The following is a 12,181-nucleotide window of genomic DNA, read 5'->3' on the forward strand; positions in this document are numbered from 1 at the left end:
TTACTCCTTCATCCAACGATACAACCAAGTTGGTGCAACGGCAGTATCTCCCTGTTTAAGTTGAACTCTTAGTTCGGCTAAATTCACGTCTTGAGGGTCAAAAGAGACGTAAACCCGAACGCCATTTTTATGTGGATTCTTCACCGCTATTGCTTCGAGTATTTTCCCCTTGCTAATACTGGCATCGATCGTCAAGTCATCGACATTAATATCCGGCATTTTATTAAAATCAATGACCACTTCTGGGTTTGTTTTAAACAACTTCACGCCTTTAGCGCTGCGGACAATTCGAGGAGTATCTAACGAAACTGGCGTATCATTAGACCACGTCATCAAATATTGATAGGTATAAGTCTGGCCTTTTTTAAGGCCTTCTTTAGGCTGCCAATACGCAACAATATTGTCATTGGTTTCGGCATTAGACGGAATCTCCACAAGCTCGACATGTCCAGCGCCCCAGTCATTCATTGGTTTAATCCAAGCAGAAGGACGCGTGTGATAGCTGGCTTCTAGATCTTGATAATCTTCAAACTTACGATGACGTTGAATAAGACCAAAACCTTTTAGTGAAGTATCACTGAAAGCACTAACTTGCAGTGATTTTGGATTATTCAGAGGTCGCCAAAGCATTTCTCCTTTACCGGTTAGAATCTGTAGCCCATCTGAATCATGAACGGCAGTACGGTAATCAGCTACATCAGAAACATCTAATGAGCTATTAAACATGAACATCGACGTCAACGGCGCTATTCCGATATTATTCAAATCCACTCGCGGAAATAGGGTCGCTTTTACATCAATACGAGTCGGTTTACCTGGGTAAATTCCGAACCGATAAGCCCCTGTAATACTTTTACTGTCGAGTAAAGCGTGAACCACAATCGCATCTTGGCTTGATGATGGACGTTCAATCCAAAACTGTTTAAACATTGGGAACTCTTCACCCTTTGGTTGAGCAACATCTAACGCTAAACCACGAGCTGACAAACCATAAGACTGCCCTTTGGAAATGGCACGAAAATAACTCGCGCCTTGAAAGACCACAAATTCGTCATTGATATCTGCGTTATTAATCGGATAGTGCAAACGTAATCCGGCGAATTTACCGACTTGAGAGATCAATTCGCTAATGTCGGCATTGGGCGTGGTAAAAGAATCTGCCGATACATTCAAGGGAAAAGCTCGACCATTTTCAACCACATCAATAGAGACTAGGTCTTTAAATATAAAGCCGGGAGCAAACAACTGAACGGAAAATTTAGTTGGTGTGTTTCCCCATACCGCTTGGTTTTGCTGAAAGTTAATTTGTCGATAAGTCGGATAATCCATATCCGTCAACGTTTGCGGCGCTTTTTCCGCTGGTTTCATTGGGGATTCAGCCAACTCTTTCGCCAAATCAATAACAGTCTGATTTGAAAAAACATACCCTTTAGACTCTTGCTCTATTTGAACGTTTTCAGCCATAGGAACAGAATCTACCTTAATATCAGGCTCTTCTGCATAAGCATGCCCCATTAAGTTAATCAATAAAGACGTTAGTAAAGACCGTTTTATAAACCAAAACGAATTGGTGCGTTTGCGAGGTAAAGAAGTAAAAAATAGTATCAAAAGAAGCTCTCTCGTTGCTTAATTGGAGTTAACCAATCCTCAACATAAGGATGACGTCATAAATTTGACACTTATCATATAAGTAAACACTCGAGAGATTAAGGCAGCAAAGTCGGAGGAATTCATAAGAATTAAGGAGAGATTGTGTTTAAGGATATTTCACACTCATTATCGTCGCTCAAATAGCACACTGATGCTTATCATAATTTAGAAGATGATATTGTTTTACGACTAATATCACACAAAATATAGAAAGAATTCATTGATTTAACCGAGATAAATACCATGTTCGAAAAGCTTAACAATTGGCTAGAAAACCGACGTATCAACGCCATGGGATTCACCATAGATCAATGGGAATCTACCGTCGCCGATTGGCCAGTTATAGAGCGTTATCAGGGCTTCGAGCGTGACAAACTTCGTAATATGAGTTTTCATTTCCTTGCTCGTAAAGGCATCACTCCAGGAGCCAGCTTCCAATTCACCGAAGAAATGTGCCTGAAGCTGGCTACCATGGCATGTGTGCCTATTTTGCATCTCGGTTTAGATTGGTACGAGCACTGCAAAACTATTATTTTGTATGAAGGCGACTTTATCGCCAACCACCCTTATAAAAGTGACGATGGCGTCGTTCATGCTGAAGGTCGAGCTTTAAGCGGCGAAGCATGGTCAAAAGGACCGTTAATTTTATCGTGGGAATCCATTTTAGAAACAGGTGCTCATGCTCGTCATGGAAAAGCCAGTAATGTGGTCATTCATGAGTTCGCTCACAAACTAGATATGCTTCGAGATGGCGCAAATGGTGCGCCGCCGATGCATCCCGATATGAACCCCGGAGAATGGCACGACATATTCACCTCAGCATTCCAACGCTTACAAAAAAATTGGCAACATCACCAGCACTTGCCACTGGACGAGTACGCTTTGACCAATCCTGCCGAGTTCTTCGCGGTCTGCAGTGAAACCTTTTTTGAAGCCCCGAAAATGATGAAAAAAGAAATGCCCGATGTGTACAGGCTATTGTGTCAATTTTATCGGCAAGATCCAGTTTGATGGATTCATAAACCCAATCCAAAGGTTGATACAGAAGCATCTAGTTCTTGCATAAAGTCACGAATCAATTCATGAACCTTCATGCATTCTGGACGCTCCAAATTATCGACTTTTGACCAAAGCGCGATGTCTCGCCTTGGTCCTTTTGGTTCTGGCACCTGGATCATTTGATCTGTCTCAACGTCGCCTGTCATCAGGGCCAAACGAGCAGGCAACCGAACCAACATATCCGAGCTATTCAACAGATGCAAAACCGATCGGATACTCCCCGTAAACGCCATACTGGCCGCTTTTAGACCAATAAGCTCGCTAGGTCGATCAAGAAAACCAGCGTTAGCACCAGCCACTATCCAATTTTGTTTCTCCAACACATCTTGAGTAATAACAACATTAGAGCCTCTAAGAGCCGATTTTTTCCCAACAAAAACACCAGATCGATCTCGAAACAACAACTGCCTATCGAGCGCACCTTGCTTAACAGTAAGATGCGCAGGCGCCAAGAGAAAATCGAGTTCACCTTTTTGTAATAACTCAATCTGCGCAGCCGCGGACCCCGTTCTAAAATGAAAGACATAACGCTTTTCTTGCATAAAATAGGTCGTCATTTGTTCAACCGTAGCAAACTCCCAAAGCGGATCAATGCCAATGACAAATTCATTCTGATAGCCACTATGAAACTGTCGAATGACCTCTTCACCTTGCTCTGTTTCCGCCAAAATTCGTTCGCCAATTTGAGCTAACCTTGCACCAATTTCGGTAGGTTGCACGCCATAACGCGTTCGAATAAGCACTGGTGCACCGACTCTCATTTCCAATTGCTGAATACTACGCGTTAATGTTGGCTGAGTTATATACAACTGTTCACAAGCTCGACTAAGAGAGCCCTGCTTCACAACGATGGCTAATTGCTTCAATAAGTTAGGGTTCATTTATGCATTTTCTATTAGTCTTGATATAAAAATCTATTTTTACTTATATCTAAATTACATTACAGTCATTTCTATTCCAGACAGCAAATCTTTTCATTCCTGACACAGGATAGACAATAACAAGAGGATAAATCATGCAATTTTATCAACAAGGATTTCACCCAGGCGATCCTAGAATTACAGACCCTTTAGATCGAATCATTGCTCCGCCTTTAAAACACCCAATGCCATCAGAAGTCGATGTAATGATAGTCGGTTGTGGTCCAGCAGGACTCAACCTCGCCGCGCAGTTGTCGAAATTCGCCTCAATTTCCACCTGTATTGTCGAACAAAAAGACGATCGTTTATTAGTAGGCCAAGCGGATGGCATCGCTTGTCGTACCATGGAGATGTTCGAAGCTTATGACTTCGCAGATCAAATTAAACAAGAAGCCTATTGGGTAAATGAAACTGCATTTTGGAAGCCTAATACAGAACAACCAGAACAGATTACACGCAGCAGCAAGATACAAGATGTAGAAGACGACTTGTCTGAAATGCCTCATGTCATCATAAACCAAGCCAGAGTACATGACGCCTTTCTTGATGTGATGCGCCATGGAGCAAGAAAAGTAGTACCTCATTACTCCCGCCAACTAATCAACCTTGAAGTCAACCCTACAGTTACCGACTACCCAGTGACATTGACGTTCGAACGCTTAGACTCTCAACACCTGGGCACGATCGAAACGGTTAAAGCCAAATACGTCGTTGGCTGTGATGGCGCCCGTAGCACTGTACGAAAATCCATTGGTCGCGAGTTAGTCGGTGATTCTATTAATCAAGGGTGGGGAGTCATGGATGTATTAGCGATAACCGACTTTCCAGATATTCGCTTAAAATCCGCAATTCATTCCAATAATGAAGGTAACATGCTGATCATTCCACGCGAAGGTGGCTATATGGTGCGCTTGTACATTGAACTGGATAAGTTAAAAAGTAATGAGCGCTTAAGCAAAAAAAACATTACAACCGATTACCTCATTGCTGCAGCCAACCGCATCATGCACCCATACACTCTCGAGGTAAAAGAAATCGCTTGGTGGAGCGTGTATGAAATTGGCCAACGACTTACTACCGCATTTGATGACGCCGAAAATGGTCGATTACCGCATGTATTTTTAGCGGGCGATGCTTGCCACACTCACAGCCCAAAAGCTGGACAAGGGTTAAATACTTCGGTGAACGACACATGGAACTTAGGTTGGAAGCTGGCCCATGTATTAATAGGAAGGGCAAAACCAGAATTACTGCAATCGTATTCCCTTGAAAGACAAACTGTGGCTCAGCAATTAATCGATTTCGATCGTGAATTTTCAAAAATGTTCAGCGCTAAACCCAAATCCACAGCCAACCCTGATGGCGTTGACCCAGCCGCCTTTCAAAAGTATTTTGTTAAATTTGGTCGATTCACTGCTGGGACAGCCATTCACTATCCTCAATCAAACTTAGTATCCTCTGGAAAATATCAAGGTTTGGCGACTGGACAGACTATTGGTATGCGTTTTCACTCAGCCAAAGTCACCCGTCTTGCCGATGCAAAATCTATGCATCTTGGTCATAGCATGAAAGCCGATGGTCGTTGGCACATTTTCGCCTTCGCAGGAGATCAAAGCTTTATGAGCGATGCTTGCCAAGTGAAAGCACTATGCGAGTTTTTACAAAACAATCCATTATCTCCGATCCAGAGATTTACACCAAAAAATGCAGATATCGATGCCGTCATCAATGTGCAGGCTGTCTTCCAGGTATCTCACCGGAAAATAGAAGTAAGCGACATTCATTCACTCTTACAACCTACAAAGAGCCGCTATGGACTAAAAGATTATGAAAAAGTCTACAGCGCTCTTTATGAAGGGAATTCCTTCTATGACAAACGCGGAATTGACAAAAATAATGGCTGCATCATCATCGTTAGACCAGACCAATATATCGCTAAGGTTTTACCACTAGACGATCTAGATGGCTTAACAAGCTTCTTTGACAAGGTATTACTAAACTTAGCGACCTAGTATCCGAATTTAAGTAAAGAAAGTCGGATATTAATTCGGCTTTCTTTACTTACACTCTATTTAGGCGAAGTACCAGCTTCGACAGATCTCAATTCATCTTACTTCTAGGTAACACGATAGCCAGAACCCGCTCTAACAAAACCCTCTTCACCACGAAAAAGCCTCGCGTTTTCCATGGCAGTATAAACTTTGACCACAGTAGCTCTTACGATGCGAATAAGTCACACTATAGTGTCAAAACTAATATAGCCTTTTCACTTCATCACATCTTCCTTAGAGCTTAATCTATATTAAGCTCTAGAAAGTATGACTTACCTACTTTAATACCAAATGAAACAGGATAGCGCTTGTACTCTCGCTGAGCATAATCGTTTTTTTCACATACTGAATTAGGAATTTCAGTGAATTCATACCCTAAACTTCTACCAAAAGCTTTCGCCTCTCGCGTATATTTTTTTAACTCTTTGGCATTATGAGCCCAACATAAATACTTAGGTAAAACTAAGCCCAGCTTTGAGACCTTCGCATTTACCAAAAAAGGAACACCTTTTTTATCTGTAAAAGCAAACCAACTTGCTAACGGTGACGCACTATTTAACCCTCTCGCAGGTGCCTTTTTTTATAAAATACCAACCCTCTGTCAAGTTCGGGTGTCGATACCCTTGACTTCCCTTTAACACATAAAAATCTTCACTTGTTTTATTACATATGCTTAGCCCTTCTCTAGCATATAAAGTAGATGCAAAAAAAAGTACAAGAAAAACCACAATTTTCATAACACTCTATCCCTCAATATTTATAAAATTTTAAAGATAAAATTTATTTTTCACTAGGCGATTAAATAACTCACCATAAATCTATCTCTTAATCATAAATCAATAAAGTGTAGAACAAATGCAAGTACCAGACATTTTATTTCCCTAAACTCTAAGTTAAGAAAAGCGCCTTAAAAGTCGAACCCCCCTTTAGAATCATCAAGTGCCAGTTTGGTTTTAGAAAAGCTATTTATCGTGGGTTGGCTAAAAATGACAGTAAGCTCGCCATGCTGTTTGCTCTTGCAAACGTATTTCGAGTTGATCAGATGATCCGAGCCGCAAGTGGTGCCACAAATTACGGGTCTTTCATAAACTTCCTACCGGATATAAATTAACGATAGAAGGGAAAAAACTGCTGGAGTCCGCTCTTGCAGTGGAGTCGACAGTGAAAGAGCTGGAACGTAAAATTTTCGGACAAGAAATGCAGTTGGAAGGTGTATTGAGGTTAACGACAACAGACGCACTGTCTTGTTTAGTTTTAGGGGCGCATTTGGCGGCTTTTCATCAACTTTATCCAAAGATTCAGCTGGAACTCAGCTTAACGTCTCGTCGACTGAATATTTCAAACTTAGATGCGGATGTAGCGATTCGTCCCGCCACTGAGTTGCCAGAGTCATTCGTTGGTACTAAGTTATGTAAAATAGCCTTTGGTGTATACGGGGCACCAAGTTATATCAATAGCCTTCAAGGTAAGCATCATCATGAATCTGCATCTTGGTTAATCATGTATCAAGGTAGCGCTTCTCAACAAGTGTCAGAGCTGATTTTGGAAGAAAAAATAGTAATGAAAACAGACTCTTTTGAGGCGTTGACGGCAGCGGCTGAACATAAGATGGGGCTTGCTTACCTGCCTTGTTTTATTGGAGACAGTTCTGACACTCTTCAGAAAATAGATGTTAAAATGGTAAACCAGAGTACAGACCTTTGGATGATGACTCACAACGATTTAGAAAACTTGGATAAATCCAAATTTCTTTACGAGTTTTACAGCCTGTGTTACTGAACTCGTGATCAGTAAAAGGACGTTGATGTGACATGGATACGTTCTTGCGCTACCTTCATCAAACTTTAGGTAGATCTCTCCACCGAGCCATATAGGCTGGTGATAGGTGTTCTATAAAGCGGTGGCCAGTTTTACTTGACCACTACAATAAAGATCTATCAAAAAATGACAATAAGCTCGCGGTGTTGTTTGCGCTGGGAAACATACTGCGAGTGGATCAGATGATAAGGTCTGCACGGGGTTAATCCGTCTTGATGACGGTAGTTGGAGCTTTTAAGCCTCCACCTAGGGAATAAGACACACTAAAAACCGAGGTTTTTAGTGAATTAAAGAGCGAATCAGGCCAGCTGCGACTTAGTGCTAATAATCTGACTTAATCGCACGTTCCCTAGTGTGTTAACGTTGGATCATTTCGAAACTGTCGAGGGCTTACTCCAGTTTTGGCTTTAAACAGTTTTGAAAAGTGCTGTGGGTATTCAAAGCCCAACCCATAGGCTATTTGGGTAATGCTGTCATTGGTTTGGGAAATCTGACTCTTGGCTCGCTCTATTAAAAACAGATGAATATGCTCTAAAGCATTTTTCCCTGTCTCTTTCTTCAATAGATCGCTTAAATAGTAAGGCGATAAACCCATCTCTTTCCCACAGTATTGAACTGTGGGTATACCTTCTTCGAGTGGCTTGTCGCTTTGGTAATAAGAGTCTAAGAATTGACTAAAGCGTCTCATGTAATCGTGGTTTAAATCAGAGCGCACAATAAATTGACGATCATAAAATCGAGCGCAATACTTCAACAACAAATCAATACTTGAGCAAATCAACGATTGAGTGTGTTTGTCCATATTCCTTTCGGTTTCATCAGCAACACTCGAAGCGATATCAGTAATCATCACACGCTCACGCTCTGAAAGATGCAGCCCCTCATTGGTTTGATACTCGAAGAAAGAATAATCAGGTATCTTGTTACTAAGCTCAGATCTTGCTATCAGTTGAGGGTGAAAGGCAATCGTCCAACCCAATGAATCTTCAATGGGCTCTGTTGCTTCAATCATCAATTCTTGACCGGGAGCGATAAAGGTCATCGTTCCTTTGTCAAAATCATAGGCTGTGTGGCCATATCCAACCTTACAATGAGCAGAATCTTTCAAAGAAATGAGAAAGAGGTCAAAGCAAATTTTGACATCTTCCTTAACGCGCAATTTGACCTGAGATGGCTTGAAAAAACTCACAAGCGGATGAGTTGGAGCGTCGAGCCCTAACGCAGAATGTAGGTCCGAAATAGAGCTGAGGTGCAGTGTTTTAGTCATTTTTCTACTCTCAAAAAATTTATCTAATTGGCCTACAGGGCGATAGCTTTCATCGTTTTTTCCAGTTCGGCGTAGTATGGGTTCCAAGTCAGTCGAGCGTAAATGCGATCGCCTTCAGTGTAGCCCCATGCTGAAAACCAGGTTTGTTCACCCTGATTGCACGCCTCGACATCAGAAGAGTTCAAGCTGTTTTCACAGATGATTTTGTCTCCATCCTGTCCATAGTAACTATTGTCAGGGGCAAATAAAGAGCTCATATGAGAGGCTGTACTTATTCTAAGATCGTCTCTTTGCATTGAGTAGCGTTCTACTTTGATCGGAAGTTTAAATTCTGTACTCTCTCCGTACCATACCAAGCGACTTTGGGTGTGCGTAAAATATTGGTCAAAGTATTCATTTAGTGCATTTGCATCAATCACGCTATCCGCCTCTGAAACCACTAACATAACCGGAATATCCAATTCTTGATCCGCGATTTTGTTGCGAAGCACCTTCGCACTTTCTGAATAAGCGAGTGCGCTGACAAGAAGCCCAGAGTTATATTTGGCAAGGTTGCTCTCTTCTGTAAACCAACCTTCAGTAAAGATTGCCGCTAACGGTGTTAATTTTTCTAATACTGGCGACCTAGTTTGAAAGCCTGGTGAAAACAACATTAAGCCATCCACACCCTGATTCTCTAATGTATGAATAGAAACCAAGTTACCGCCCGTCGAAAAGCCTCCTAGCCAAACTTCATCATATTGCTGTTTTAGTAGCTCGGCATAGTGATCAATCATTATTTGCCAATCTTGATAGTTCACCATTTTCATATGCTTAGGGTTGCTGCCATGACCAGGCAAAAGTACAACCTGTACGTAAAAGCCCTGCTCAGCAAGGGAGTCTGAAATATCACTGAAGCTAAAAGGTGAGTCCCCAAGACCATGAGCGAGCAATATCGCTTTTTCTGAGTTTGGGTCCCCCTTACTGTAAGGGGCATTCATCACAAGCTCTATTTCGTGCTGACCGCGATCAGTGATAAAAGCTCGATTCTCTCGTAACCATTCAGTGGTTGTTTCCACATACTGTTCAAAAGTCGGCTGCAAGTAATTGTAGTACTGTTCTGATTCATGCATTGGTACACGAGACACATCGCTACTCGCACAGCCACTGATAATCATGACTAAGGTCATTAATAGTAACGCCAATGGAGATTTAATGGTTTTCAATGCTAGGTATTCCTCTGTCAGTTTTGTCTACTATGTTTAAAGAAATTCTACGTAAACCGCCAAGAAACACTTATTCATATCTCAAAAATATCATGTTCCTCAACATGGGGTGTTTTAAGTTAAGCAACTGATTAAATTGAACTTATAAGGTTAATTTGATAATTATAAAAATGTATAAGTTTATCTGACACTAACCAATTAAACTGATCCCATCTTTACAGCAGCCTTAAATACAAGGTTGATACTGAGGAAGCCATTAATGAAAAAGTACATATTATTTATAGGGGTCTGCATGATTTCTGCAACAGCTTCATTAGCCAATGACATTAACAAAGAGCTATATCAACTAGAGGATACGGTTCAAGATGTCGAAGGAAATATCTACCGTACCGTCACAATAGGCAACCAAACTTGGTTATCAGAAGGGCTGAGAAGTACTAAATTTCAAGACGGCTCTGCGGTAAGAACAGGGGTAATCCCTGAAGATGAGCCAGATAACCTATTGAAGTATGGCAGGCTATACGATTGGCATGATGTCTCTGATGAGCGAAACCTTTGCCCTGTAGGTTGGCGTGTAGCAACCGATGATGATTGGAAACAGCTAGAGCGCAATATAGGCATGCCTGAAGAGGAAATCGACCAAAACAGCTGGCGCGGAGGTGCGCAAAACCTTGGTGCTCAACTTAAAGAGTCACAAAGCGATGGTCTATTTAAGAAGTTTAATCCATCAATCATCAATAAACATCACTTTTTCGCTCGCCCTGCCGGTGTGAAGTGGAATGGTTTTTACATTACTCAAGGTGCCTACACTGAGTTTTGGACCGCAACTGCTTCTACTGACAAGAAAGCCATTATTCGAACCCTTGCTTACTCCTGGTGGAATGTACATAAAGGTGAGATCCGACGAGCGACAAGCACTAAGGATTACATGTTTTCTGTTCGCTGCGTAAGGATTGAAGGCTGACTTTAAAAAACTTAACGATTAAATCATGGCTCTGCGCCATTCTTACACTTCAAAATATTGGTAAATACTATGAGCTATTCTTCAGTTTTAATTACAGGTGCAAACTCGGGGCTAGGGTTTGAAGCCGCGCGACAATTCGCCGAAAAAGACGGTATTTCGAGAATCGTATTGGCATGCCGTGATAAAAAACGTGCTGAAGAGGCGCTTCGCCAATTAGAAGATTCAACGGATAAGGATATTTTTGAGATTTTGCTTGTTGACGTTGGCGACGTTGAATCATGCCGTCAAGCTGCCGACAACCTTGACGCACCTGTGGATGCCATTATTTTAAACGCTGGAGGTGGCGGAGGAACAACACCGACTCAACTGACTAAAGATGGGGTCATGTTTATCTTTGCGGTCAATGTATTAGGACATGTGGAATTTACTAACTATCTGATTAAAAACAATAAACTCGCCACTGGTGGCACAGTTATGTATGTCGCAAGCTTTGCCGCAAGAGGCGCCCCAGAAGTGGGTGCAAGCCGTCCTCCTATTAAACAAGGCTCAATTGACGAGTGGACGAGCGTAGTAAATGGTGAAAAATTTGCTGAAAACAAAAACTATACGGATATTTATGGCTCAGTGAAACTCATGGGGGCACTATGGACGATGAGTATGGCACGCGAGCATTTAGATAAAAGATTTATCACGGTTGATCCTGGAATGGCGCGTGGTACTTCTGGGACGGCATCCCTACCTTGGCATCAAAGGTTTATCATGGAATCTACAATGTGGGTGATGCAGAAACTTGGAAAGGCACACTCTGTAGATGTCGGTGCTAAACGTTATGTTGATGTGCTACTAAACAGCAATGAATATAAGACAGGTGCTTGGTGGGGAAGTAAGAAAGGCCTGACGGGGACACTGGCGAATCAGGTAGACCACTGGCCTGAAGTTATAGGTAGCCAATCAGCACAAAATAACGCTAACACTGTTATCAATCAATTTCTAACAGATTAGTACTGCTGCTCTTGGATAGCTACCGACTTGATAAACGCTTTTGGGCAGACATATGAGGTAGTTCTTTCTATTTAACACTCATTAGTTTTTCTGTATCACAAAGCCCTAAACGAACTTTGCCAGACTTTAGGCATAAATCATAATGGGGCATTTTCTAGCTAGAAAGTGCTACACCTAAAATTGGTATGGAAAACAATCCTTCCCATGGAACACCTATAAATTTAGTTAAAAAGAAAAAATAGCAC

Annotated in this window: 11 protein-coding genes and 1 pseudogene; 6 read left to right on the plus strand and 6 right to left on the minus strand. The window is 41.7% G+C overall.

Annotation, left to right across the window (positions count from 1 at the left end; all coding sequences use genetic code 11):
• On the minus strand, positions 1–1,608 hold the full coding sequence (locus DFP80_RS09115; protein ID WP_241560214.1) for a glucan biosynthesis protein G: 1,608 nt from the start codon (positions 1,606–1,608) through the stop codon (positions 1–3).
• Between the two features lie 285 nt (positions 1,609–1,893).
• Between DFP80_RS09115 and DFP80_RS09120 the strand changes: the two genes are divergently transcribed.
• Complete coding sequence (locus DFP80_RS09120) at positions 1,894–2,661, plus strand: M90 family metallopeptidase (RefSeq protein ID WP_113916500.1); 768 nt, start codon at positions 1,894–1,896, stop codon at positions 2,659–2,661.
• A 5-nt stretch (positions 2,662–2,666) separates the two neighbouring features.
• Here the strand turns inward: DFP80_RS09120 and DFP80_RS09125 are convergent, their stop codons facing one another.
• Positions 2,667–3,590: a LysR family transcriptional regulator gene (locus tag DFP80_RS09125; RefSeq protein ID WP_113916501.1), complete on the minus strand. Its 924-nt coding sequence runs from the start codon at positions 3,588–3,590 to the stop codon at positions 2,667–2,669.
• A gap of 134 nt (positions 3,591–3,724) precedes the next feature.
• On the opposite strand from DFP80_RS09125, the gene DFP80_RS09130 reads away from it, so the two are divergent.
• A complete protein-coding gene (locus tag DFP80_RS09130; RefSeq protein WP_113916502.1) occupies positions 3,725–5,641 on the plus strand; it encodes an FAD-binding monooxygenase in 1,917 nt (638 codons plus the stop codon).
• Between the two features lie 280 nt (positions 5,642–5,921).
• Here the strand turns inward: DFP80_RS09130 and DFP80_RS09135 are convergent, their stop codons facing one another.
• Together DFP80_RS09135 and DFP80_RS21065 are read right to left on the minus strand one after the other, a co-directional pair.
• Positions 5,922–6,176: a hypothetical protein gene (locus DFP80_RS09135; protein WP_113916503.1), complete on the minus strand. Its 255-nt coding sequence runs from the start codon at positions 6,174–6,176 to the stop codon at positions 5,922–5,924.
• Between the two features lie 55 nt (positions 6,177–6,231).
• Positions 6,232–6,417, minus strand: a complete 186-nt coding sequence (locus DFP80_RS21065) for a DUF1036 domain-containing protein (protein ID WP_113916504.1) — start codon at positions 6,415–6,417, stop codon at positions 6,232–6,234.
• Positions 6,418–6,590: 173 nt separating this feature from the next.
• Between DFP80_RS21065 and DFP80_RS09145 the strand changes: the two are divergent.
• Positions 6,591–6,791: pseudogene (locus DFP80_RS09145) on the plus strand (hypothetical protein); the annotation flags it as partial.
• A gap of 50 nt (positions 6,792–6,841) precedes the next feature.
• Positions 6,842–7,459: a LysR substrate-binding domain-containing protein gene (locus tag DFP80_RS09150; protein ID WP_241560215.1), complete on the plus strand. Its 618-nt coding sequence runs from the start codon at positions 6,842–6,844 to the stop codon at positions 7,457–7,459.
• Between the two features lie 388 nt (positions 7,460–7,847).
• Here the strand turns inward: DFP80_RS09150 and DFP80_RS09155 are convergent, their stop codons facing one another.
• Positions 7,848–8,765, minus strand: coding sequence for a helix-turn-helix domain-containing protein (locus DFP80_RS09155; RefSeq protein ID WP_206610572.1), 918 nt, complete (start codon positions 8,763–8,765; stop codon positions 7,848–7,850).
• Between the two features lie 32 nt (positions 8,766–8,797).
• Complete coding sequence (locus DFP80_RS09160; RefSeq protein ID WP_113916506.1) at positions 8,798–9,970, minus strand: alpha/beta hydrolase; 1,173 nt, start codon at positions 9,968–9,970, stop codon at positions 8,798–8,800.
• 292 nt (positions 9,971–10,262) lie between these two features.
• Here DFP80_RS09160 and DFP80_RS09165 point away from each other — a divergent pair, with 292 nt between their 5' ends.
• A complete protein-coding gene (locus tag DFP80_RS09165) occupies positions 10,263–10,934 on the plus strand; it encodes a fibrobacter succinogenes major paralogous domain-containing protein (protein WP_113916507.1) in 672 nt (223 codons plus the stop codon).
• 69 nt (positions 10,935–11,003) lie between these two features.
• Positions 11,004–11,936: an SDR family NAD(P)-dependent oxidoreductase gene (locus tag DFP80_RS09170; protein WP_113916508.1), complete on the plus strand. Its 933-nt coding sequence runs from the start codon at positions 11,004–11,006 to the stop codon at positions 11,934–11,936.
• The last annotated feature ends 245 nt before the right edge of the window (positions 11,937–12,181 follow it).

This window comes from Marinomonas rhizomae (assembly GCF_003315485.1).
In the GTDB taxonomy this organism is placed as follows: domain Bacteria; phylum Pseudomonadota; class Gammaproteobacteria; order Pseudomonadales; family Marinomonadaceae; genus Marinomonas; species Marinomonas rhizomae.